The sequence below is a fragment of the Janthinobacterium sp. GW821-FHT03C10 genome, from assembly GCF_059420865.1.
In genome coordinates this window covers 354,145-377,314 of sequence record NZ_JBWKUN010000005.1, presented here as the reverse complement: position 1 = coordinate 377,314, position 23,170 = coordinate 354,145, and the positions used below count along the sequence as shown (strand labels likewise).

The window sequence follows — 23,170 nt, the reverse complement described above, 5'->3', positions numbered from 1 at the left end:
CCAGCTTCTATTTTATAATGCGCGGATTGACTTAAACCATTGGACCCTACGTGAAATTCATTATCGACCACATTTTTCTGTTTGCCATCGTCATTATTTCCGGCGGCGCCCTCCTCTGGCCACTGCTGTCGATGCGCGGCAAGCGCGCGACCGTGCTGGAAGTCACGCAACTGATCAACCGTGGCAAGACCATCATCGTCGACGTGCGCAGCGCGGAAGAATTCGCCACGGGCCACTTGCCTGACGCAAAAAATATTCCGCTGCCGGAACTGGCAAAGCGCCTGGGTGAGCTGGAAAAATTCAAAACGCGCCCCATTGTAGTGGTTTGCCAGAAAGGTTCGCGTTCGGCAACCGCCGTCGGCCTGCTGGGCAAATCCGGTTTCGCTGAGGCAACAAGCCTGGAAGGCGGCCTCGACGAATGGAAAAAGCAGGGTTTGCCATTGAAAACCCTGTCGCTGGCGAAGTAAGCCGGCATTTAACTAGAAGGAATCATCATGACCGTCCCCGTAATTGTGTATAGCACCGCCGTGTGCCCGTATTGCGTGCGCGCCGAGCGCCTGTTGGAAGCCAAGGGCGTCGCCGTGCAAAAGATCCGCGTCGACCTCGACCCGGAAGAGCGCATCAAGATGATGGAACGCACGGGCCGCCGCACGGTGCCGCAGATCTATGTGGGCGATACCCACGTGGGCGGATTCGACGATTTGTATGCGCTTGATCAAGCAGGCAAGCTCGACCCCTTGTTAAACGGCACGGCAGCCTGATATAAAGCGGGTTCGAGAAATTGCTTGGTTTTTTGTCGTATTGTTTTGATACAATTGCCCTCGCACCTGATCTGGCCGCGCCTACCCGGCGCGGTTTGAATACCGCAAGCACCATATTTGAACGGTGTGCCGTTCTTGTCCCTTACAACGAAAGCGTTCCATGTCTGACGAAAATCTGCAACCAGTCTTCCAAATCCAACGCGTCTACCTGAAAGACATGTCGCTGGAACAACCAAATTCCCCAGCTATTTTCCTGGAACAAGAAGCCCCAGCGATCGAAGTCGCTCTGGACGTGGGCGCTGCGCCTCTGGCCGACGGCATCTTCGAAGCCACCGTGACCATCACCGTCACCGCCAAGGTCGGCGAAAAAGTCGCTTTCCTGGTTGAAGGCAAGCAAGCCGGTATCTTCGAAGCACGCAACATTCCTGCCGATCAACTCGATCCGCTGCTGGGAATCGGCTGCCCGAACATCATCTACCCTTACCTGCGCGCCAACATCGCCGACGTGATCACCCGTGCCGGCTTCCCGCCAGTGCACCTGGCCGAGATCAACTTCGAAGTGTTCTACCAACAACGTCTGCAAGCCATCGCCGACGCTGCCGCCGCTGCTCCAGCAGGCGACGCGACGACGCACTAAGCTGCAGGCAAGACCCCGCCGGCCCCTTGGGGCTGGCCTGACACGGCGGCCTGGCCGCCGTGTTTCGTTAAGGTTCAAAAAATATCATGTTGAAAAGTGCGCTCTTGAGCAAGTTCCGCTGGATGGCCGGCGCCGTGCTGCTGCTGGCCACCGCCGCCAGCCACGCCGTCGATTTCAAGACGGTGGGCGCGACCCCCGTCATCCTGTATGACGCGCCGTCCTCCAAGGGCGGCAAGCTGTACGTGGCGCCACGCGGCATGCCGCTGGAAGTCGTGCTCAGCTACGGCGAATGGGTCAAGGTGCGCGACGCCAGCGGCGAAATGGCCTGGACGGAAGCCAAGGGCCTGTCGGCCAAGCGCAACGTCGTGGCGCGCGCCGCGAATCTCAAGGTTCGCGCCAGCCCCGACGACAACGCCTCCGCCATCATCCTCGTCGACAAGGGCGTGCTGCTGGAAATGAGCGAACAGCCGAGCTCCGGCTGGGTCAAGGTACGCCACAAGGATGGCCAGAGCGGCTACGTCAAGACCAGCGAAGTGTGGGGCCTGTAAGCACCGCCAGATTCATCCGGGCAACGGCCAGCCGCGCCGTGCCCCTCCCCCTGCCAGACTGAGGTTGCATGCAAGTTTCCCCTGAAAACACTCCCGATACCGCCGCCAAGGCCGCCCCGCGCCGCATTACCGTGCTGGGCGCAGGCGCCTGGGGCACGGCCGTGGCCATGGCCCTGGCCGGCCGCCACGACGTGCTGCTGTGGGGTCGCAACGGCGAAGCCATGGCCGCCATGGCCGCCAGCGGCGAAAACAGCTATTTACCGGGCTTCCCTTTGCCGCCGCAGCTGCGCATCGGCGCCGATTTCGACGCCGCCGTCGCGCATGCCAGCGGCGAACACGGCCTCCTGATCGCCGCCTGCCCCGTGGCGGGCCTGCGCCCCATGCTGCACCAGCTGAAAGGCAAGGCCATCGGCAAGCTGGTGTGGCTATGCAAGGGATTTGAAGGCGGCACGGGCCTGCTGCCGCACCAGATCGTGCAGGAAGTTCTGGGCGACAATATCCCCGGCGGCGCCCTGTCCGGTCCCTCGTTCGCGCAGGAAGTGGCGCGCGGCTTGCCGTGCGCGCTGACCATCGCTTCGCACAGCGCGCCATTGCGCGGCGCCGTCGTCTCGGCCTTGCATGGCGGCACCATCCGCGTGTATGCGAGCGACGACCTGGTGGGCGTGGAAGTGGGCGGCGCCGTGAAGAACGTGCTGGCGATCGCCACCGGCGTGGCCGACGGCCTGGGCCTGGGCTTGAATGCGCGCGCCGCGCTGATCACGCGTGGCCTGGCGGAAATCACGCGCCTGGGCACGGCCCTGGGTGGCCAGACGGAAACGTTCATGGGTTTGACGGGCATGGGCGACTTGATACTCACCTGCACGGGCGACCTGTCGCGCAACCGCCGCGTCGGCCTGGGCTTGGCGCAAGGCAAGGCCCTCGACACCATCGTGGCCGAACTCGGTCACGTGGCCGAAGGCGTACCCTGCGCCAAGGCCGTGCGCGAACTGGCGCGCCGCATGGGCGTCGACATGCCGATCACCAACGCGGTGGCCGGCGTGCTGTTCGATGGGGATTTGCCGCACGTGATGGTGCAGCAACTGCTGTCGCGCGATCCGCGCGCCGAGGCGGCCTGACAGGAAAACCCTAGCGGCCCGCCTTGTGCATGAGTATGGTGAGCAGCAATAAACTGTCTGCGCGCGCTTCCAGCGCGTGCGCCTGGCCGCCGAGCAAATACAGCATCTGCCCCGGCCCCAGCAGGTGCACGCCGCCATGCGCTTCCACCGCCACCTGCCCTTGCAGGCACAGCAGGGTGATTTCACCGAGGACATGATGCTCGGGCATGGTCTTGCCCTTGGGCATACACATGCGGATCAATTCCAGTTCATCCGTCCTGGCCAGCGCGATGGCGGAAAACTGCGACAGGTCGTCGCCGTCCCTGCGCAGCACCTCGATCACCTGTCCTGAACTTGCGTGCTCCAGTGCCATCATGTGCTCCTTCGGCAATTACTCGGTGACTTCCTCGGGCTCTTTCGCGCCGCGCATCCACTCGACCAGCGGCCATGCATCCTTCAAGCCTTCCGCCAGGGTCGGCAGCAGTTTTTCCGGTGCGTTGACGGGCAGCGGCACTTCGGTCCAGACAAAAAAGCTCTTCAGCTTGATGAATTCGATATGTTCGGCGTCCGCCTCGAAGCCCTTGGGCGGGCGCTGCAACTTACCCTCGTTCTGGATGGTGCCGAAACGGGCCTTCAAACGCTTATTTTTCAGCACTTTGGAAAAACCTGGCGCGTCGTTGAGCATATGCTCGCGCAGCGCCTTCAGGCGGCCAGGCGGCGGCATGTATTCGCCGGCGCCGAACAGCAGATTGCCCTGGCCATCGATCTGCAGATAATACGTGGGACCGCCCGCCTTGCTGGGACGGCGCATGTCGTTCGGCGCGATGGCGGCCGAAAAGCGCGTTTTATAGGGGCTCTTGTCGTGCGCGAAACGCACGTCGCGGTTGATGCGGAACAAGGCCTTCTTCGGATTGCAGTATTTCACGGCCGGATCGAACTTGCCGAGTTCAGCAATGAGTGCAGTCACCAAGGCGAGGAATTCCTCACGCAGGATGTCGTAGCGGGGCTTGTTCATGACAAACCAGGGACGGTTGTTGTTGTCGCTCAGCTCACGTAAAAATTGGGTCAAATCACGCACATGCATGTGTCAAATTCCGATCAACAACTATTTGGAAAGCTCTTTCGGGATGGGGCGCTTGCCCACCATCACGTCGAGTGCCGCTTCGCGATTCTTGCGCAGCACCGTCATTCTAGCTTTTTCGCCGGGCGGCAGTTGGGCGATCAGGTTCAGCATTTCCGTCGTGTCGCCGACAGGCTTGCCTTGCACCGTCAGCAGGATGTCGCCCGGCACGATGCCCGCCTTGTCGGCCGGGCCGTTGCGCACCACGCCGGCGATGATGGCGCCGCTGGTGCGCTGCAGGTTGAAGCTTTGCGCCAGCTCGGGCGTGATGTCCTGCGTTTCCACGCCGATCCAGCCGCGCACCACGTGGCCATCCTTGATGATGGCTTCCATCACGGTCTTGGCCGTCGAGACGGGAATGGCGAAGCCGATGCCGACGGAGCCGCCGCTTTGCGAATAAATCGCCGTATTGATGCCGATCAGATTGCCGCGCGTATCGACCAGGGCGCCGCCCGAATTGCCGAAGTTGATGGCCGCATCCGTCTGGATGAAGTTTTCAAAGCTGTTGATGTGCAGGTTGTTGCGGCCCAGGGCGGAAATGATGCCCATGGTCACCGTCTGGCCCACGCCGAACGGATTGCCGATAGCCAGCACCACGTCGCCCACGCGCGCCAGTTCCGACTGGCCCAGCACGATGACGGGCAGCTTGTCGAGGTTGATCTTGATCACGGCCAGGTCCGTTTCCGGATCCAGGCCCACCACCTTGGCGGGCGCCTTGCGGCCATCGGTCAGCACCACTTCGATTTCGTCGGCGCCTTCGACCACGTGGTTGTTGGTCAGCACATAGCCTTCATGGCTGACGATGACGCCCGAGCCGAGGCTGTTTTTCAAGTCTTCGTCATCCTCGCCGTCCGGGTCGCGGTCGCCGAAGAAACGTTTAAAGAAGGGGTCGCGCGCCAGCGGATGGGCACCGCGCTTGGGCACTTGCAGGGTGAGGATATTGACGACGGCGGGCATGGCGCGCGCCGCCGCGTCGCGGTAGGAACCGGGCGCCAGGCTGCTCGACGCCGTTTCCACCACGGGCACCGGCTTGGCGGGAGAGCCCAGCTGCTGTACCCGGCTGGCCGGGCGCAGCGCGCCATACACAAAGTACAGCGCCAACGCGATCGTCACGGTTTGCGCAAACAATAACCAGAATCGTCGCATACAGTTCTCTGCCCAGGTCAGCCGGCCGGTGCCGGAACAACTTATTTTGCCAGATTGTTGCTGTTGCGTGCGTTCTGCTGCAGGGAGTCGCGGATTTCGCGCAGCAGCACGATGTCTTCCGGCGTGGCCGGTGCCGGGGCCGGCGCGACCGGTTCGCTGCGGCGGGCCTTGTTCATCAGGCGCACCATCTGGAAGATGATAAAGGCAAGAATGACGAAATTGAGCAGAATGGTCAGGAAGTTACCGTAGGCCAGCACGGCGCCCGCCTTTTTCGCTTCCACCAGGGTCATCGTCGTCGCCTGGCCATTCAGGGGCAGATAGTAATTGGCGAAATCGAGGCCGCCGAAAATGCGGCCGATGGGCGGCATGATCACGTCTTGCACCAGGGAATCGACAATCTTGCCGAAGGCGCCACCGATAATGACACCGACCGCCAGATCGACGACGTTACCCTTCATTGCAAATTCTTTGAATTCTTGCATCATTGCCATGAATTTCTCCTTCGGATATGTATAAAAAACATGCCGATCATACTATTGATTCCCAGTGCCACCAACTTGTGGTTGTCGGCAGGACCATTTCGTGCACAGCCGGACGCATCTAGTTCGAAAGAACTAGCCACCTCCTGCAAAAGTATATAAATTATGGTACAAGCAACGTTTTTGTTTGATTCGTTGTTTGCTTCACTTATAATTTGCGGTTGCCAGAAGTGGCTTTTTCACTTCCGGATAATCAACAAGAAACTGGCACGGGCTGCGCCATAGTCCGAAGTTCCGCAGGGATGTTGCCACTTTACCGTACAAAGATGCGGGTTGCGGCAATCAGTGGGATAGAGCTTCGGCGACGGGTTTTTCGCGGCTGCCACTCATAATAAAGATTCGCATTTTGACTGATTGGGGTTTGCATGAGTAACGAAAAGCAGGTCGATTCAGGCCGTCGCGGCTTGCTCGTCGCCACGTGCGCGGCGGGCAGTGTAGTTGGATTGGCAACCGCGGGAGCCTTGGTAAGCACCTTCCAGCCGTCGGAGCGCGCGAAAGCGGCTGGCGCGCCGGTCGAAGTAGACATCACCACCTTGCAACCCGGCGAAATGCGCACCGTCGAATGGCGCGGCAAGCCGGTCTGGATCCTGAAGCGCACGCCGGAAATGATCGCGTCGCTGAAAAAGACCGACGGCAAGGTCGCCGATGCCAATTCCCAGCGCAATCCCGCCGAATTCACGCCGGAATACTGCATGAACGAGGCACGCTCGATCAAGCCTGAAATTCTCGTCGCCGTCGGCATCTGCACCCACCTGGGCTGCTCCCCTTCCTCGAAATTTGCCCCCGGCCCGCAACCGTCGCTGCCCGATGACTGGGAAGGCGGCTTCCTCTGCCCTTGCCACGGCTCCACCTTCGACATGGCAGGCCGCGTGTTCAAGAACAAGCCGGCGCCGGACAACCTGCAAGTGCCGCGCCATATGTACCTGAGCGACACCAAATTGCTGATAGGTAAAGACGAGAAAGGCGAGGCTTGATCATGGCTGCTTTCAAAGAAACGAAGTTCCCGGCAGACGCTCCCGCCGCCGAAAAAGCGCTGGGCTGGGTCGATGACCGCTTTCCCCTGACCAAGCTGTGGAACGACCAATGGGGCAAGTACTACGCCCCGAAAAACTTCAATTTCTGGTACATCTTCGGCTCGCTGGCCATGCTGGTGCTGGTCTTGCAGATCGTCACCGGCATCTTCCTGACCATGCACTACAAACCGGATGCGGCCCTGGCCTTCAATTCCGTCGAGTACATCATGCGCGAAGTACCGTGGGGCTGGCTGGTGCGCTACATGCACTCGACGGGCGCCTCCGCCTTCTTCATCATCGTCTACCTGCACATGACGCGCGGCCTGCTGTACGGCTCGTACCGCAAGCCACGTGAGCTGATCTGGCTGTTCGGTTTCGCCATCTTCCTGTGCCTGATGGCCGAAGCGTTCTTCGGCTATTTGCTGCCATGGGGCCAGATGTCGTACTGGGGCGCGCAAGTGATCGTCAACCTGTTCGGCGCCATCCCCTTCATCGGCCCTGACCTGTCGCTGTGGATCCGCGGCGACTACGTCGTGTCCGACGCGACCCTGAACCGCTTCTTCGCCTTCCACGTGATCGCCATCCCGCTGGTCCTGCTGGGCCTGGTTGCAGCGCACTTGATCGCCCTGCATGAAGTCGGCTCCAGCAATCCGGACGGCATCGAAGTGAAGGAAAACCTGGGCGCCGATGGCCATCCGGTCGATTCGATCCCATCGCATCCGTACTACACCGTGCATGACCTGTTCGGCGTCTCGATCTTCCTCGTCATTTTCAGCGCCGTCGTCTTCTTCGCGCCGGAAATGGGCGGTTACTTCCTGGAATACAACAACTTCCTGCCCGGCGATTCGCTGAAGACCCCGCTGCACATCGCGCCAACCTGGTACTTCACGCCGTTCTACTCGGTGCTGCGCGCCACCACGGCCGACTTCATGTACGTGCTGATGGGTGTCGTGGCCGCCTACGTGGTGTTCATCTGGCTCAAGTCGCGCCTGTCGACGACGGTCAAGTCCATCATCGCCGGCATCGCCATCGTCGCCATCATCGGCATGCTGCCGCAGGTGCTCGATGCGAAATTCTGGGGCGTGGTGTTCTTCGGCGGTTCCGTCGTGATCTTGGCGTTCCTGCCATGGCTCGACCATTCGCCAGTGAAATCGATCCGCTACCGTCCGACCTGGCACAAATACATCTATGCCATCTTCGGCCTGTCGTTCCTGATCCTCGGCTACCTCGGGACCCAGGCGCCAACGGATGCGAAAACCATCGTGTCGCAAGTGTGCACCCTGATTTACTTCAGCTTCTTCCTGCTGATGCCATGGTGGAGTGCCATGGGCAAGTTCAAGACCGTGCCGTCGCGTGTGACGTTTCACCCGCACTAAGCCGCTCTCACGCCACGCTCAAAGGACATACATCATATGAAGATTGCAAAAAAACTGCTCGCCATCCTGGCCTTCGTGCCTGCCATGGCTCTCGCCAGCGAAGGCGGCTTTCCGCTGGACAAGGCACCTGACCGCCAGACCAACATGGCGGCGCTGCAGCATGGCGCCAAATTGTTCGTCAATTATTGCTTGAATTGCCACGCCGCCGTGTCGATGCGCTACAACCGCCTGCGCGACCTGGGCTTGACGGAAGACCAGATCAAGCAGAATCTGTTGTTCTCCGGCGATAAAGTCGGCGACCTGATGACGACTTCCCTGGCACCGCAGGACGCCAAGGCCTTCTTTGGCGTCGTACCGCCGGATTTGTCGGTAATTTCGCGCGCGAAATCATCTTCCGCTGGCACAGGCGGCGACTACCTGTATACTTACCTGCGTACGTTCTATAAAGACGACACTCGTCCGACCGGCTGGAACAACATGGTCGTGCCGAATGTTGCCATGCCGCATGTATTATGGGAATTGCAAGGTGTCCAGACTGCCAAGTTCGTGGAAGAGAATGATCCGCACGAAGCTGGCAAGAAGATCCACAAATTTGCCGGCTTCGAGCAGGTCAAGCCAGGTACGTTGAACAAGATCGAGTACGACAATGCGGTAGCCGACCTGGTCGGCTACATGGAGTGGATGGCCGAACCGGCACAGCAGACACGCAAGCGCCTGGGCGTCTGGGTACTGCTGTTCCTGTCGGTCTTTGCTCTGCTGGCATGGCGCCTTAACGCGTCGTTCTGGAAGGAAGTCAAATAAGTGAGGCGCCGGCCATAGGCCGGTTTATGCCTGTTTCTGCGTTGTCCGCATGAGTGGACAAGCGACCTGGGGTGAGCCGTTCGCGGCTTCACCCCCTTTGTTTCTAAGGAACTATAAAAAATGATGGTTCTCTATTCGGGTACAACCTGCCCATTTTCGCAACGCTGCCGCCTGGTCCTGTTTGAAAAAGGCATGGACTTCGAAGTGCGCGACGTCGACCTGTTCAACAAACCGGAAGACATTTCGACCATGAACCCGTATGGCCAGGTGCCGATCCTGGTCGAACGCGAACTGATCCTGTATGAATCGAACATCATCAACGAGTACATCGATGAGCGCTTCCCGCATCCGCAACTGATGCCGGCCGATCCGCTGATGCGCGCCCGCGCGCGCCTGATGCTGTTCAATTTCGAAAAAGAACTGTTCGTGCACGTGCACGTGCTGGAAAGCGAACGCGCCAAGAGCAACGACAAGGCCCACGACAAGGCACGCGCGGAAATCCGCGACCGCCTGACGACCCTGGCGCCACTGTTCCTGAAAAACAAGTACATGCTGGGCGACGAATTCTCGATGCTCGACGTGGCTGTCGCGCCGCTGCTGTGGCGCCTGGACCACTACGGCATCGAACTGTCGAAAACGGCCGCACCGCTGATGAAATACGCCGAACGCATCTTCTCGCGTCCCGCGTATATCGAAGCACTCACTCCTTCGGAAAAAGTGATGCGCCGCTAAAAGATATCCCCATAAAGCTGCTACGCAGCCCGCTCTCGACTTGGCGTTACTCGCCGTACTCAAGTACGGCTGCGTTACTCAAGCCGATATCGGGCTTGCTCGCGACGCTTTCTGGGGCATCTTGGATTCTTTCCAGTTGCTCTGTTTCATTGAACTACCGGTGCGCCCGCCATTTGTTGCCGGCGGCGCTCCCGCCTCACAGTGCCTACCATGTCTGAAATCTCAACCAAACCTTATATGCTGCGCGCCATCTACGAGTGGTGCACCGACAGCGGCTACACGCCTTATCTCGCGGTCAAAGTCGATTCGCGCACCACGGTACCGATGGAATACGTGAAAAAGGGCGAAATCGTGCTCAACATCAGCTTCGGCGCCACCAGCGGCCTGAAGATGGACAACGACGCCATCCGCTTCCACGCCCGCTTTGGCGGCGTCTCGCGCGAAATCTATGTGCCGGTCGACAACGTGATGGCCATCTACGCCAACGAAAACGGCCAGGGCATGGCCTTCGAGCCCGTGCTGGGCAACGATGATCCCGACGCGCAACCGACGGACAGCCCCGCCTCCGCCGACGTCCCGCCGCCCGTGCTCGCCCCTGCTACCAGCGGTCCGACCCTGTCGTCCGTGCCGGCCAGCTCCCCCGAACAACGCGACAACGCCACGCCCGGCGACGACGAGCCACCAAAAAAAGGCGGCCGCCCGACCCTGACACGTATTAAATAGCGTATAATTCGCAACGCGCAGTTTTTGCCGACTTAGCTCATTTGGTAGAGCAGTTGATTTGTAATCATCAGGTGGCCAGTTCGAAACCGGCAGTCGGCACCAAGAATATCAAGGGCTTACAGAAATGTAAGCCCTTTTCTTTTGGACCAGTAGCAAGCAAGTGACAACGCCAACTTATAGTTGCGCCTCTCTTGATTGCAAACAATCACACCTCACGTACTACTTTCCAGCGTGGCTTCTTGTCGACGTTTCCGGCAAAGATAGGCATCAATCAGTGTGGTTTCCAGGCTGGTGCACGGTGGAACCCTTTTTGCCGCATGACGACATGCAGAAGCACGTTGGCCGACCGCCCCGTCTAGCGGCAAAGCCATCCAGCCGATACGCTGCTGCTTATCGATTTCGTTTGACAATTATCAAAATTACTGTACGTTTATACAGTTAAACTGATTTCATCCACTTTCCGCACATGTTGCATGGGCCAGAGCGTCATGCATGGCAATATGTTGACAGCGATGTACTTTGTGCGTAGATTGATCTCGAATAGCTATCCAAATTGCTCAAAATTGATGCGATGGAGGCTCAAAATTATGCAAAACTTATACTCCGAAAAGAAAGCCGCGCAGGTTGCCGCTTACTTCCTATTCCAAGCCCAAGGCCGCCTTCCTGTACTTAAGCTGATGAAGTTGCTTTATCTAGCAGAGCGGCGCTCATATGAGATGTACGGCGGTCCGATCATTGGCGACAAACTTGTTTCTATGGATCACGGACCTGTTCTGTCTCAAACATTGAATCGCATTAACGGCATGTCCTCATCTGAAGATAATGGGTGGGATGCGTGGATCGCGGATCGTGAGGATCATGCTGTGGCTTTGCGTGACGGAAGTCGGATTCGCTCGCCAGAGCAAGACCTTCTGGAATTATCTGACGCCGAGTTTGAAGTTCTCGCAGAAACTTGGAAAGATTTTGGTCATTTGAGCAAATATCAGATTCGCGACCTCACTCACAAAATTTGCCCTGAGTGGGAAGATCCTGAAGGCTCATCAGTACCCATCACATTAGAAAAATTGTTCGAAGTACTTAAATTCAATAATGAACAAACACGGTTACTGAAAAAACAATTACGCGAGCAGCAGGCGATCAACGCCGCTTTTACATCGGCGGCATGATGCCCGGCTGGTTACCTCGAGCCAAGGAAACACTACTCATACCATCTGGCCCTGGTGGTTTGTTTCATTTATTTGTAGTACTAAATGACCCAGCGCCCATTGATGGCTATCCTGACAATATGTGCGCGTTGGTATGCGTTTGTTCGACCTATCCGAACGTCCCGTTCGATGCAACTTGCGAGCTTCAGGTCGGAAGCCATCCTTTCGTAGAGCATCACAGTCACATCGCCTACAAGCATACTCGACTGGAGCCTGCGGCAACATTGTCGCAATTGGTGGAGAGCGGGGTATTTCGTGTGCACCGTCCTTGCGGAGACCCGCCTTTTTCAGAGATCAAAGCCGGGCTGAATGCATCGAAGTTCACGAAGGGTGCCTTCAAACGACTACCGATTTAGTTGTGTAGCTAACCTTTTTCTTCCCAGGCGCCTGCAGGATGCTCCTGGCGCCATTGACGCTCATCGCGCCCCGAAGTGAGCGCATAGCGTGGGACGCAACGCGGACTATCTCCACCCACACGCCAACAAAACCAACTGAAGTCCTGGCTTTAACCGGCAGCAATGTTGCCAGCATGATGGCAGCCTTCGCCAGATTCGCAATCGCATTGCTGCACCGCGCAATGACTATCAGCACGTTTAGGCGCAAGATGGGCACGTGCCTGCGCAAAGCAGGCTCCCGATGTCTGGCTTGCCTACCTGGGGAAATATCATGTCCGCACACACTTACAAGCTGATCGAACTGGTGGGAACGTCGACCGAAAGCAGCGATCAGGCGATACGCGATGCCATTGCCAAGGCGGCGCTGACAGTCAAGCACATGGACTGGTATGAGGTGACGGAATCGCGCGGCCATATCGTCGATGGCAAGGTGGCGCATTTCCAGGTCACGCTCAAGGTCGGCTTCCGGCTCGAATAGCGTACTGCGGCGCGTTCAGCGCCGTCCAGGCACTCCCCGGCTCTCCAGCCACTCCCGGCCGCCGGCCTCCAGCGCGGCCTCGATCACCTTTTCCGGCAAGCTGTACACGGTCGCCCAGCTGGCGCGGCCGTCCTGCGTGTTGGCGGGAAAGCTGTGCGTTTCGATGGGCCAATGGTATTTGCGTTTCAGCGCTTTCACGATGGCGGCCAGCGAGACGCGGCCTTGCAGCGGTTCGGCGCCGGACTGGTCGCGGTTCGACAGCAGCACGGCCAGGACCTGGCCGCGGCCCGTGCGTGCGCCGGGGAAGGTGGGGGTTTTGTTTGCCATCGCCTATTCTACCGGGCAATGATGGGGCCAGAGACGATGTGCCGCACCTTTGATCTGACGCAAGCGCCGCAGCGGCTTTCCAGCCACGATGACCATTTCGCCAGGCGTGCCAGCCCCCTTTTGGCAGCCTGGGCTTGATACAAGGGGCACAGGAGAACATCATGCACAGCCTGAACATCCACGCCATGCAATGGCAGCCCGTCGCCGATATTTCCGCCGTCGACCCGCTGCTGCCCGACGACCTGGCCTGCTTTCGCGAACTGCGCGACGTGCTGCAGCGCTATGGCGCGCTCGACCGCTTCGGCATTTCCCTGATCCACCGCCATTTCGACATCGCCGACGACGAAGAGCTGATGGAGTACACGGACGCGGCAACCCGCACCTTGACGGTGAAACCTGTCAAGAAAAGCGACATCGACTGGCAGCACACGACGATTACCAACTGGAAATTGACGGAAGGCGAGGAAGTGGCGCGCATCGGCTGCGGCTGCGCGCGCAATTCGGGCGGCCACCTGGGCTATCACCGGGGTACCTGAGGCTGGCCGATGCCGCCCGCCAGGCGGCGTCGGCCTTTCTTACACTTTGCTTCCACCAGCTCAGTCCGTTTTACGCAAGCGTTTGATTTGAATTGCTTTTTTTGTGTGGCACGCAAGCTGCTTATCACTGTCTACGAGATGAATCCAGGAAAGTCATTCTGGATTCTTTATCCCCCGGATTTTCCGAGACTGACTACGATAAGAGGCTGCGATGAACGTCGATCACACACGAAGCAAGACCCTGGGCTGGCTGGGCGCACTGGCGGCGGCAAGCCTGCTGGCCAGCGGTCAGGCGCAGGCCGGCGCGTACGGCCTGGCCGTCAACGAATTGAACAATTTCCGCATCACCACCAGCGCCGGCGCGCTGTCGCTGGCCGGCGCCAACCGCAACGCCAGCGACAGCGCCTTTTTCCAGGGCGGCGTGGCCGTCAATCCGCGCGCCGTCAATACGGGCCCGGCCGCCAATGCCGACGTGCTGCAAGTGTGTTCGGGCGGCGGCTGCAGCGGCTTGCCGCAAAATAACTACGCACCCAGCCCCAGTTCCAAGCTGGAATTCGCGCGCGGCGATGCGCATGCCTTCGGCAACATGCTCAACGGCACCGGTTCGACCGTGAGCGCCGTGGCGGAAGCACAGCGCAACACGGTGGGCGCCGCCACGGCCACGGCTGGCGACACGCTGACCGGCTCCGTCAACCTGACCCTGTCGAGCGCCGGCTTCATCACCTTCAGCTTTATGGGACGGCGCGACCTGCGCACCAGCGTGACGACCATGGGCGACAAGTCGAACGTGTCGATCATGGATATCTTCAATATCTCGTGCAATACCGCCAGTCCCGTCGGCTGCCTGTCGAATGCGAATGCCGACGGCGTGATCTTCCAGTTCGCGCCCGACGGCGATGCCAACAATGGCAGCGACGTCAACGGCAACCATACGGTCGGCAGCCTGGACCCGTTCAGCCTGAACATGACGGCCGGCACCAACGATCCCGCCACCTCGCGCGCCTTCACGAATGGCTTCGCGATGTTTTCCCTGACGTCGAATTTCGCCCTGCCCGCCGGCAGCTATACCTTGAACTTCTCCAAGTCCACGCGCACCGACATCGTCGTCATCGAACCCTTGCAAGTGCCGGAGCCAGGCACCCTGTTCCTGCTGGGCACGGGACTGGCCGGCCTCGCCTTCACGCGCCGCCGCCAGCCGAAATAAACACTGGCACGCTCAAAAACACGCGGCGCCCGCCAAGGCGCCGCGTGTTTTTTTATGCCAGCCGATGCGTGTTAACCGAGCCGTGCCAGCGCCTGGCGGGCCAGCTGCAATTGCTGCAGATAATAGCGGTGCAGCATGGCGGGGTCGCTCAGGTCGTGTCCCAGTACCAGGCGCAGCTCGCTGGCAGGGCAGTCGGCGGCCTGGATCGGCACCTGGGTCTGCACCTGCGTTCCCAGCTGACGGGCCAGCTGGCGCGCCGCCTGTTCCTGCGCGGGCCGGTATTCGACGCGCGTGCGCGCCACCTGGAAGCTGCCAGCATTGGCCAGGCGCACCACCTGCACGGGCGTGCCGGCCAGGCTGCGCGCCAGCGCGGCGGCCAGGCCGGGCACGCCGTTGCCGTTCACAATTTCCAGGCGCGGATGCGGCGCGCCAGCCACAGGCACAGGCGCGGCGGGCAGCAACGCGCTAGCGGGCAGGCTGCGCACCGCCGCCGGCACGCGCCGCAGCTGGGCCATGCCATCGCTCTGCGTGATCTCCACGCGCGCCATCGCGGGCGCATCCGGTACCGGCGCGGGCGCGGGCGCGGACTGCGGCGCCGCCTCGCCGCGCAAGACGGCCATGTCGCGCCGCACATCGTGTTCCCGCAAGCTGGCCGCCTGGCGCCGCATGACGGCCGCGCGCTCGTGCTGTCCCAGCCGCTCCAGTACCTGCGCCAGGTGCTGCCAGGCCAGCGCATTGAGCGGATCGAGCAGGCATGCCTGTTCCAGCGCAGTCAACGCTTGCGCATCGCGTCCGCTTAAATAATAGGCATGACCGAGATTGCTGAACAGATAGGCCTGCCGCGGCCGCGCCATGCCCGCCTCCTGCGTCAACGCCTGCCACTGGGCAATGGCGGCAGCGTGCTCGCCGCGCTGCGCGTGCAGCACGGCCAGGCCATTGCGCGCGTCCACATGGCGCGGCGCATGGCGCAGGGCTTGCTCGTAGGCCGCTTGCGCCGCAGGCAGGTCGCCCCGCTCGAAATGCTGGCGCCCTGCCGCATAGGCGGCATCGGCGTCGGGCCACTGCGGCACCGGTGCATGGGCCAGTTGCGTGGTGCAGGCGGCCAGGCCCAGGCAGGCGCAGGCGGCGGCCAGGCGGGAAATCGTCAAGCGCATGGTGACTCCTTTCAGCGGCTGGCCATGGCCGGCACGAGCACGCGATAGACTTCGATCACGGCCGGCCCCATGAGCACCAGCATCAGGGTGGGAAAGACGCAAAAGATCAGCGGGAACAGCAGTTTCAGGGCGATCTTCGCCGCCGCCTCCTCGGCCAGCAGGCTGCGCTTGCCGCGCAGGTTTTCCGAATGCACGCGCAGCGAGTCGCCCATGCTGGTGCCGAAGCGTTCCGACTGGATCAGCATGGCGACGAGGGTGTCGACGTCTTCCACGCCGCTGCGCAGGGCCAGGTTGCGCAGCGCCTTTTCCTTGGAAAAGCCGGCGCGCATTTCCATCAGCACCAGTTGCAATTCCTGCGCCAGCACCACGCTCTTGATGTGGATTTCGCCCGACACCTTCACCAGCGCACGCTCCAGGCTCAGGCCCGCTTCCACGCATACGGTCAGCAAGTCGAGCGCGTCGGGGATGTTTTCAAAGATGTCGCGCTGGCGCCGCTTAGCCGTGCTGGCCAGCACCAGGTTGGGCAGGTAATAGCCAACGGTGGCGCTGACGCACAGCAGCAGCAACAGCACGCTGCGCAGCTGCGCCGCCATGGCGCTGGCCGCATACAGGCCCAGTACGGTGGGAAACAGCAGGGCCAGCACGGTTTTCGCGGCAAAGTACAGGGCCGGCGCGCTGGCCTGGCGCCAGCCCGCGTTCATGAAGCGCGTGCGCAGCGGCGAGCGCTCCCAGCCCTCTTCCGGCAGCGACAGCTTGCTGAACGGCTGCGCCACGCGCACCACCCGCTCCACCCAGCCAGTATCGGCCACCGCCTCGCTGGCGGCCGGCGCCATGGCGCCGAACAGGCGCTGACGCAAGGCGCCGGGAAAGAAGATCAGCCACGCCAGCAGGGCCAGCGCCACCACCACGGCGAAGACGATCAACAAGAACAGCAGTTGTGCACCGCTCATGCCACCTCCAGTTTTATATCCTGATACGTATCACATTGCGCATCCACACCACGCCCAGCGCCACCATGCCAGCCGCGTACCACAGCAGCTTGATGCCGCTGGGATCGGTCCACAGCAGGCGGATGTATTGCGGGTTGACCAGCGCCATGACGCCGATCATCACCACCGGCATCAGCCCCAGCACCCAGGCCGACATGCGCCCCTCGGCCGACAGCACGCGCACCTGGCCCAGCAGTTTTAGCCGGGCGCGGATGATGCGCGCGATGCTGACCAGCACCTCGGCCAGATTGCCGCCCGATTCGCGCTGCACCAGCACGGCGATGACGAGGTAGCGCAAGTCCGTCAGCGGAATGCGCGCGGCCAGGTTTTGCAGCGCCTCGTTCATCGGCACGCCGTAATTGATCTCTTCGTGCGCCATCTTGAATTCGCCGCTGATCGGCTCATTGAGCTCATCGCCCACCATCTGCAGCACATTCGAAAACGAGTGCCCGGCGCGCAGCGCGCGGGCCAGGAAATCGGCCGCTTCCGGCAATTGCGCCTCGATCTTTTTCAGCCGCGCCGCGCGCGCGCGCAGCACCAGAAGGCACGGGGCGCTCACGGCGCCGGACAGCAGCAGCAAGGCGCCCGGCAAGGGCATGGACCAGGCCGCCAACAGCAGCAAGGCCGCCAGCAGCAGGGCGCCGCTGCCGCCCAGGAACTGCGCCACCGACCAGGACAAGCCCGATTGCAGCAGCAGCCGGTCCAGCCGCGCCGCCTGCGGCAATCGCCGCAGCAAGCGCTCCAGGCCGGGCGAACGCGCATAGCGGCGCTGTTTGAGGATGGACACCCGCTCGCCGCCGCCCTCGCCGCGTGCCGCCATCAGCCGCAAGCGCCGGTTGATGCGCCGCGCCGCGCTGCCATGCGTGCCCGACCACCACAACCAGGCGCCTTCCACCATCAGGATGCAGGCGGCGAACAGCAGCACGGCAAAGCCGTAGAAGACCAGGTCCATGATGCGTCCTTCTATTCGTAGATGCGGTCGGGGTCGAACACCGAGTCAGGCACCGGGGCGCCAAACATGCGCAGGCGTTCCGTAAAGCGGGGACGCACGCCCGTGGCGCAGAAATGTCCCTGTACCTTGCCGTCGGCATCGACGCCCGTCTGCTCGAAGCGGAAGATTTCATGCATGGCGATGATGTCGCCTTCCATGCCCGTCACCTCCTGCAGGCTGACCAGCTTGCGCCCGCCGTCCGTCAGGCGCGACACCTGCATCACCACCGTCACGGCCGAACAGATCTGCTGGCGCGTGGCGCGTGGCGTCAGGTTCACATTGGCCATGCCGACCATGTTTTCCAGCCGCGCCAGCGCGTCCCTCGCCGTGTTCGAGTGGATGGTCGCCAGCGATCCCTCATGGCCCGTGTTCATCGCCTGCAGCATGTCGAGCGCCTCGGCGCCGCGCACCTCGCCCAGGATGATGCGGTCGGGCCGCATGCGCAGCGCATTGCGCACCAGCGCGCGCTGCGACACTTCCCCCTTGCCCTCGATGTTCGGCGGGCGCGTTTCCAGGCGCACCACGTGCGGCTGGCGCAGCGCCAGTTCGGCCGCATCCTCGATGGTGACGATGCGCTCGCTGCCGGGAATGAAGCCGGACAGCACGTTGAGCAGGGTCGTCTTGCCGCTGCCCGTGCCGCCCGAGATCAGGATGTTGACCTTGGCCTGCCCCAGCGCCTGCAGCACCTGCACCATGGGCGGCGTCAGGCTTTTGTAGTCGAGCAGGTTGGCGATCGTCAAAGGCTGCACGGCAAAGCGCCGGATCGATAAAATCGGGCCGTCGACGGCCAGCGGCGGGATGATGGCGTTGACGCGCGAGCCGTCCGGCAGGCGCGCGTCGACCATCGGGCTCGATTCATCGACCCTGCGCCCCACGCGCGAGACGATCTTTTCGATGATCTTCATCAGGTGCGCATTGTCGTGGAAGGTCACGTCCGTCAGCTGCAGCCGCCCGCCCCGCTCCACATACACCTTGTCGCAGGTGTTGACGAGGATATCGGACACGCTGGCGTCGGCCAGCAACGGTTCGAGCGGGCCAAAGCCCAGCATCTCGTGCTGGATGTCGAGCACCAGGCTATGCCGCTCGTGCTGGTTCAGCACGATGCGCTCTTCCTCGATCACGCGCTGCACCAGCAGCGCCAGCTCGTGCTTGAACTGCTCGGCCGTCAAGCGCTTCAGCCGTTCCAGGTCGATACGGTCGAGTATCGTCTGGTGCATGGTTTTCTTCAGTTCCTGGTAGGCGTGCAGCGCCAGCGCGCCTTGTCCATGCGTGGCGGGGCGCACCGTCTCATTTGCCGCCAGGCGTTCGCGTAAAGTCATCTCGGCTCCCATGATGGCCCCCGGCGGGAGCCTTGACATTTGTCCCTGTCCTAAGCCTCGCTGCGACTGAACAGGCGGTCGAACAGGCCGCGGCTTTCCGTCACGCGGCGCGCCGTCACCAGTTCCACCAGTTCGGCCAGGCTGCGCGCCACGGCGCTGGTGCGCGACAGCTGCAGCAGCGGGATACCCTGGTTGACGGAATCGGTGGCGGCAAAGTAATCGTTGGGCACCGTGTGCACCACTTCCGCGCCCAGCGCCTGCTCCAGGTCCGCCAGGCGCAAGCGCCCGCCCTTTTCATAGCGGTTGACGATCAGGCGCAGGCGCTCGCCCGGATAGCCGAGCGAGCGGAAAATATCGAGCAGGCGGCGCCCGTCGCGGATGTCGGGCAAGGCCAGCTGCAGCACCGGATAGATGGTGTCGGCGTTGTCGAGCGCGCGCAGCGACAGCGCATCGATCTGGCGTCCCACGTCGAGCACGATGTAGTCGTAATGCTGGCGCGCCACGGCCAGGATGCGGTCCATGTGCTCGGGCTGCATGTCGACCTTGTGCGCCGGGTCGTCGGCCGCCGCCAGCACGCCGAAGTTCGGCGTCACGTGCACCAGGCACGAGGCGAGGAAGGCGCCGTCCATGCGCGCGATCTGCGCGCAGATGTCGGACAGGGTCATGGCCGGCTTCTGGTCCGAGACATATAAAGTGGCGTCGCCGAACTGGCCGTGCAGGTCGATCAGCAGCACCTTGCAGCCGGCCAGGCTGGCCAGCGCGTAGGAAAAATTCGTCGATAGAAAAGTGGCGCCGCTGCCGCCCTTGCACGAGATGAAGGCGAGTACCTTACCGTCGCGCATCTGCGTCACGCCGGCCTGGATATCGACCCGGTCCATCGCTTCATGGAAGGCCTTGTGCACCAGCGGCAGCTGCAGCACTTCGCGCATGCCGGCGCGCATGGCGCGGATGAGCACATCCTGCTGCTGGCCCCGCGTCAGCAGCATCAGCACGGCCAGCGGATACTGGCGCGCCAGGCGCTCGAGCAGGTCGGCCTCGTCGGCATCGATGCCGCTGGCGTCGACGATCACCAGTTCCGGCGCTTCCGGCAGCATGCGCTCGACGGCGTCGCGCAAGCCGGTGCGCCGTTCCAGCAAACGCAGCACGGGCATGCGGGCGGCCCCCTGCGCGGCAATCTCATCGTGCAAGCTGGCGTCGCGGCTAATCATCAAGGCTTTCATCGCACTTCCTCGCTTCTTTCAGGTCTACACAGTCGGCTGCGCCGCCAGGTGGCGCTCAGGGACAAAAACCGGGATTGTCCGGATAGCCCAGCGACTCGGCCACCGCCATGGTGGCGCCGCTGGGCAGGCGCACGGCGTTTGCGCCGGAGGGAAACATCGCGCCCAGCAGCGGCAAGATGGGCCGGTACGGCACGCTCTCGCAGCGCGCGCCGTCGCCGGGCACGCACAGGCGCGCGCGCACGAAACGGATGCAGCTGGCGCCGTTCGGGTCGTCCAGGCAATTGATGCGGTTGCGCTGCGGACAACCGGGCATCACCGTCACCGGCACGGCCGCCAGCACGGCGCCGCCGGCCTGCGACAGATAATCGATGCGCACATACGCGTCGCTGATGCCGCCGCCAAGCGGCAGCACGCCCGGCGCGGCGCGCAGCACGGCGTGCGTGCGCAGGGCCTGCAGCGCACTCGCATTGCTGAAATCGCTAACGGCGGCGCCGCGCGCGGCGCGCCGGGTGATTTCATGCACCATATTCCATAAATACACGGCGCGCGCCACTTCCAGCAGGGCAAACAGGAACAGAAAGAACAGCAGCGCCAGCATGGCGAACTCGACAGCGAAGACGCCGCCCTGGCGCTGCCGCTGGGGGCGCAGGTTAATTAACATAGCGCAATGTCGCGTTGGCACGCAGCGGGATCGGCGCCAGCTGCGGCAGCCACTTGCGCGTCAGCTCGGGCAGGATATCGACGGGCATGTCCACGGCCACCTTGATGCGCACCTGCAGCGGTGCCATCGGGTAGTTGCCGCAGCTATAAAAGTCATCGTTATAGATGCAATCCACATTGACTTTGCCGGTGCTCATGCCTGGCCACGATTCCAGCATCGCCTGGCGCACCATCTGCCGGGCAAACACGGCGCCCTGCTCCGCCGCATCGGCATTGGCCATCTGCGGCAACGGCAGGGTCGCCAGGTAGCGCGCCGCATCGTGCGCGCTTTTTTGCAGGGCCGTGTACGCCAGCATCGCGCGGCCGAACAGCAGCACGAAGGGCAACAAACCCATAAAGAACAGCATGATCAGCGCCAGCTCGATGGCGGCGACGCCGTCCTGGCGGCGCGGCGCGCGGCAGGACGGCCTCATTGCAGCAACTCCGCAGGGCCCACCAGCGTGCCCTCGGCCACCAGGCCGTCAAATTCGGCGCTCAGCATGCCATTGCTGGCCGGCGCCGTCATGAAGAAGCGGCCGATGCCCCGCACCTGCGCCAGCACGTCGCTGCCGGCCGGCAGCGGACAGGCCAGCAGGGGAATATGCAGCAGGCGCCGCTGCGCCACGCCCGTGTTGCCGGTCGGCGCCGTCTGATAAGCCAGCGTCTGGTAAGGCGGCGTGGACGGATAGCCGGACTTGGCGGCCGGCGCGGCCGGGCTAGCCGGATACAGCTTGGGCCAGTCGCTGGTGGCGAACGGCACGTAGCCGCCGGCCGGCTTGACACTGCTGTACCTGACCGCCTTGGCAAACGACCACAGCGGTCCATAACTGCCGACCGCGGGCGGCGTCGCGTTCGATTCCGGATCGGCCACGGACAGCAGCGGATTCCCGGTGCTCAGGGCGCTGGGCGCGTCTGGCGTGTTCGTCATCCACCAGTTCGCGGCCGTGTTCGGATAGGCGCGGATATTCGTGTCGGGCGGCGCCGTGAGGGCATGGCAGCCGCTGCCCGCATGCTGGTTGAAGCGCGCGTTGAAGGCCGGCCACAACGTGGCGGGAAACGGCCGGTGCACGTGCACCTGGGCGCTGCCGATGCGCGGGTACAGCACCGTGCCGCTGCATACAAACGGCAACACGCTGGACTCGCCGACCTGCTGCGACGGTCCCACCACGCCCGGCTGGCCCACCGGATTGAGCACGAAGTGTTCGGCCGCCGGGCCGTGCGGATTGAGTTTCAACAGGTTATACGCCACGCCGCGGCGAAAGCCATATTCCAGCAGCTCGACGGCCGGCAGCAGTGCCGCGTTCGTACGCGGACTGGCCGCGCTGGCCGACAGCGCACAGACGGCCAGCGGCGTCAGGTACAAGCTGGTCCGCCCCGCCACGGCGCGCGCGCCCGTGTCCAGGGTGCGCAGCGCGGGCGACCAGGCACCGAGGAACGCCGTCGCCACCCGCCCCAGCGACGGTGCATTGGCCTGCGTATCGACACGCACGAACAGCGCCGTGGCGGCGTCGGGCACGGCGCCCGCCGCATGCCACTCGCTGGCGGGCGCATCGGGCGCGCTGGCGAAGCGGATGCTGGCGTCCGACAGGATGGCGCCCTCCATGCGGCGCCGGTACGCGCTCTTGTCGGCCGCACTGTGCTTGGCTTTGTCCACGGCAGCGAGCAGGCCTTCGGGCGTGCCCACCAGTTCCGCGGCCGCCGCCAGCGCCGCGTTGTCGGCCAGGTTCTGCAATTCCGTCTTGCGGCCGATGACTTGCCCCACGTCGAGCGCCAAGCCGATAAAGCCCAGCACCACGATGAGCAGGATGGAAAAGGCGATCAGCATCGCCCCGCGCTGGCGCCGGCGTCTACTTGCCATTGCCGCCTCCCAGCATGAATTGCACGGGCTGCGGCGCCTGGCCGTTCGGTTCGGCGAACGAGGCGCGGTAGCGCTGCATGACGGCGTGCGCGCTGGGGCCGTCGAGCCCGTCCGCCGGCGTGCGATTGCCCGCGCTGGCCGGATCGCGCACCTGCCGCGCCATGGCCAGGCGCACGGCGTCGCCGAAGCGCGGGTCCAGCTGCGGCGTGCTGCTGTGCGCGCAGGCGGCCAGCTGCATGGCCAGCAGCAGCGCGGCCAGGCGCCGCAGCGGTATCAGGAGCGAGTTCGGCATGGCGTGTCTCCCC

Annotated in this window: 28 protein-coding genes and 1 tRNA gene; 15 read left to right on the top strand and 14 right to left on the bottom strand. The window is 62.6% G+C overall.

The annotated features are described in order from the left end of the window. Window positions 1-50: 50 nt before the first annotated feature. From AC07VH_RS18800 to AC07VH_RS18780, 5 genes are all read left to right on the top strand, one after another. On the top strand, window positions 51-467 hold the full coding sequence (locus AC07VH_RS18800) for a rhodanese-like domain-containing protein (RefSeq protein WP_494787508.1): 417 nt from the start codon (window positions 51-53) through the stop codon (window positions 465-467). A 27-nt stretch (window positions 468-494) separates the two neighbouring features. Continuing rightward, window positions 495-761 carry a glutaredoxin 3 gene (gene grxC / locus AC07VH_RS18795; RefSeq protein WP_070220900.1) on the top strand — a complete coding sequence of 89 codons (267 nt, stop codon included), beginning with the start codon at window positions 495-497 and terminating at the stop codon, window positions 759-761. Window positions 762-921: 160 nt separating this feature from the next. Beyond that, the gene (gene secB, locus AC07VH_RS18790) at window positions 922-1,398 is read left to right on the top strand and encodes a protein-export chaperone SecB (protein ID WP_076565035.1); all 477 of its coding nucleotides are present in this window, start codon (window positions 922-924) and stop codon (window positions 1,396-1,398) included. An 86-nt stretch (window positions 1,399-1,484) separates the two neighbouring features. After that, complete coding sequence (locus tag AC07VH_RS18785; RefSeq protein ID WP_475415861.1) at window positions 1,485-1,946, top strand: SH3 domain-containing protein; 462 nt, start codon at window positions 1,485-1,487, stop codon at window positions 1,944-1,946. Window positions 1,947-2,014: 68 nt separating this feature from the next. Continuing rightward, entirely contained in the window at window positions 2,015-3,061 is a 1,047-nt protein-coding gene (locus tag AC07VH_RS18780) for an NAD(P)H-dependent glycerol-3-phosphate dehydrogenase (RefSeq protein ID WP_494787509.1), read from the top strand. 10 nt (window positions 3,062-3,071) lie between these two features. Here the strand turns inward: AC07VH_RS18780 and AC07VH_RS18775 are convergent, their stop codons facing one another. Genes AC07VH_RS18775 through mscL form a run of 4 tightly spaced genes read right to left on the bottom strand, consistent with a single transcriptional unit; the run spans window position 3,072 to window position 5,797 of the window. Continuing rightward, complete coding sequence (locus tag AC07VH_RS18775) at window positions 3,072-3,416, bottom strand: cupin domain-containing protein (RefSeq protein ID WP_475415859.1); 345 nt, start codon at window positions 3,414-3,416, stop codon at window positions 3,072-3,074. A 15-nt stretch (window positions 3,417-3,431) separates the two neighbouring features. Beyond that, window positions 3,432-4,124 (bottom strand): DUF2461 domain-containing protein, encoded by a 693-nt coding sequence (locus AC07VH_RS18770; protein WP_475415858.1) that lies wholly within the window; start codon window positions 4,122-4,124, stop codon window positions 3,432-3,434. 21 nt (window positions 4,125-4,145) lie between these two features. Beyond that, window positions 4,146-5,306 (bottom strand): Do family serine endopeptidase, encoded by a 1,161-nt coding sequence (locus tag AC07VH_RS18765; RefSeq protein WP_494787510.1) that lies wholly within the window; start codon window positions 5,304-5,306, stop codon window positions 4,146-4,148. Window positions 5,307-5,347: 41 nt separating this feature from the next. After that, complete coding sequence (gene mscL / locus AC07VH_RS18760; protein ID WP_489629201.1) at window positions 5,348-5,797, bottom strand: large conductance mechanosensitive channel protein MscL; 450 nt, start codon at window positions 5,795-5,797, stop codon at window positions 5,348-5,350. 413 nt (window positions 5,798-6,210) lie between these two features. On the opposite strand from mscL, the gene petA reads away from it, so the two are divergent. The 8 genes from petA (at window position 6,211) to AC07VH_RS18720 (ending at window position 12,568) form a co-directional block, all read left to right on the top strand. Then, complete coding sequence (gene petA / locus AC07VH_RS18755; RefSeq protein ID WP_034753009.1) at window positions 6,211-6,819, top strand: ubiquinol-cytochrome c reductase iron-sulfur subunit; 609 nt, start codon at window positions 6,211-6,213, stop codon at window positions 6,817-6,819. 2 nt (window positions 6,820-6,821) lie between these two features. Further along, window positions 6,822-8,234 (top strand): cytochrome b, encoded by a 1,413-nt coding sequence (locus AC07VH_RS18750; protein ID WP_475415856.1) that lies wholly within the window; start codon window positions 6,822-6,824, stop codon window positions 8,232-8,234. A 36-nt stretch (window positions 8,235-8,270) separates the two neighbouring features. After that, window positions 8,271-9,035: a cytochrome c1 gene (locus AC07VH_RS18745; RefSeq protein WP_152254125.1), complete on the top strand. Its 765-nt coding sequence runs from the start codon at window positions 8,271-8,273 to the stop codon at window positions 9,033-9,035. 120 nt (window positions 9,036-9,155) lie between these two features. Further along, window positions 9,156-9,767, top strand: coding sequence for a glutathione S-transferase N-terminal domain-containing protein (locus AC07VH_RS18740; RefSeq protein ID WP_010394154.1), 612 nt, complete (start codon window positions 9,156-9,158; stop codon window positions 9,765-9,767). 210 nt (window positions 9,768-9,977) lie between these two features. Next, the gene (locus AC07VH_RS18735) at window positions 9,978-10,490 is read left to right on the top strand and encodes a ClpXP protease specificity-enhancing factor (protein WP_070289470.1); all 513 of its coding nucleotides are present in this window, start codon (window positions 9,978-9,980) and stop codon (window positions 10,488-10,490) included. A 26-nt stretch (window positions 10,491-10,516) separates the two neighbouring features. Next, window positions 10,517-10,592 (top strand) — tRNA-Thr (locus AC07VH_RS18730). 485 nt (window positions 10,593-11,077) lie between these two features. After that, window positions 11,078-11,656 carry a Panacea domain-containing protein gene (locus AC07VH_RS18725; RefSeq protein WP_494787511.1) on the top strand — a complete coding sequence of 193 codons (579 nt, stop codon included), beginning with the start codon at window positions 11,078-11,080 and terminating at the stop codon, window positions 11,654-11,656. A 705-nt stretch (window positions 11,657-12,361) separates the two neighbouring features. Further along, window positions 12,362-12,568 (top strand): dodecin, encoded by a 207-nt coding sequence (locus AC07VH_RS18720; RefSeq protein WP_034753599.1) that lies wholly within the window; start codon window positions 12,362-12,364, stop codon window positions 12,566-12,568. A gap of 15 nt (window positions 12,569-12,583) precedes the next feature. Here AC07VH_RS18720 and AC07VH_RS18715 read toward each other — a convergent pair whose 3' ends face one another. Continuing rightward, entirely contained in the window at window positions 12,584-12,895 is a 312-nt protein-coding gene (locus tag AC07VH_RS18715) for a hypothetical protein (protein WP_489629203.1), read from the bottom strand. Between the two features lie 161 nt (window positions 12,896-13,056). On the opposite strand from AC07VH_RS18715, the gene AC07VH_RS18710 reads away from it, so the two are divergent. Both AC07VH_RS18710 and AC07VH_RS18705 read left to right on the top strand, forming a co-directional pair. Then, window positions 13,057-13,431, top strand: a complete 375-nt coding sequence (locus tag AC07VH_RS18710) for a hypothetical protein (RefSeq protein ID WP_475417034.1) — start codon at window positions 13,057-13,059, stop codon at window positions 13,429-13,431. A gap of 211 nt (window positions 13,432-13,642) precedes the next feature. Next, on the top strand, window positions 13,643-14,635 hold the full coding sequence (locus tag AC07VH_RS18705; protein WP_494787512.1) for an EDSAP-1 family PEP-CTERM protein: 993 nt from the start codon (window positions 13,643-13,645) through the stop codon (window positions 14,633-14,635). 71 nt (window positions 14,636-14,706) lie between these two features. On the opposite strand, the gene AC07VH_RS18700 is transcribed toward AC07VH_RS18705, so the two are convergent. From AC07VH_RS18700 to AC07VH_RS18660, 9 genes are read right to left on the bottom strand one after another with little or no spacing between them, the layout of a single operon-like run. After that, complete coding sequence (locus AC07VH_RS18700) at window positions 14,707-15,789, bottom strand: LytR C-terminal domain-containing protein (RefSeq protein ID WP_475417036.1); 1,083 nt, start codon at window positions 15,787-15,789, stop codon at window positions 14,707-14,709. 11 nt (window positions 15,790-15,800) lie between these two features. Further along, entirely contained in the window at window positions 15,801-16,739 is a 939-nt protein-coding gene (locus AC07VH_RS18695) for a type II secretion system F family protein (protein ID WP_489629205.1), read from the bottom strand. 13 nt (window positions 16,740-16,752) lie between these two features. Continuing rightward, the gene (locus AC07VH_RS18690; protein ID WP_494787513.1) at window positions 16,753-17,730 is read right to left on the bottom strand and encodes a type II secretion system F family protein; all 978 of its coding nucleotides are present in this window, start codon (window positions 17,728-17,730) and stop codon (window positions 16,753-16,755) included. Window positions 17,731-17,741: 11 nt separating this feature from the next. After that, a complete protein-coding gene (locus AC07VH_RS18685; RefSeq protein WP_489629206.1) occupies window positions 17,742-19,088 on the bottom strand; it encodes a TadA family conjugal transfer-associated ATPase in 1,347 nt (448 codons plus the stop codon). Between the two features lie 50 nt (window positions 19,089-19,138). After that, the gene (locus AC07VH_RS18680) at window positions 19,139-20,308 is read right to left on the bottom strand and encodes a CpaE/TadZ family protein (RefSeq protein WP_475417040.1); all 1,170 of its coding nucleotides are present in this window, start codon (window positions 20,306-20,308) and stop codon (window positions 19,139-19,141) included. A gap of 55 nt (window positions 20,309-20,363) precedes the next feature. Further along, window positions 20,364-20,969, bottom strand: a complete 606-nt coding sequence (locus tag AC07VH_RS18675; protein ID WP_494787514.1) for a TadE/TadG family type IV pilus assembly protein — start codon at window positions 20,967-20,969, stop codon at window positions 20,364-20,366. After that, complete coding sequence (locus AC07VH_RS18670; RefSeq protein ID WP_494787515.1) at window positions 20,959-21,441, bottom strand: TadE/TadG family type IV pilus assembly protein; 483 nt, start codon at window positions 21,439-21,441, stop codon at window positions 20,959-20,961. Before AC07VH_RS18670 ends, AC07VH_RS18675 begins: the two co-directional genes overlap by 11 nt. Beyond that, on the bottom strand, window positions 21,438-22,865 hold the full coding sequence (locus AC07VH_RS18665) for a pilus assembly protein TadG-related protein (protein ID WP_494787516.1): 1,428 nt from the start codon (window positions 22,863-22,865) through the stop codon (window positions 21,438-21,440). Before AC07VH_RS18665 ends, AC07VH_RS18670 begins: the two co-directional genes overlap by 4 nt. Further along, window positions 22,855-23,157, bottom strand: coding sequence for a hypothetical protein (locus tag AC07VH_RS18660; protein ID WP_475417044.1), 303 nt, complete (start codon window positions 23,155-23,157; stop codon window positions 22,855-22,857). The genes AC07VH_RS18665 and AC07VH_RS18660 overlap by 11 nt, the downstream gene beginning before the upstream one ends. Between the last annotated feature and the right edge of the window lie 13 nt (window positions 23,158-23,170).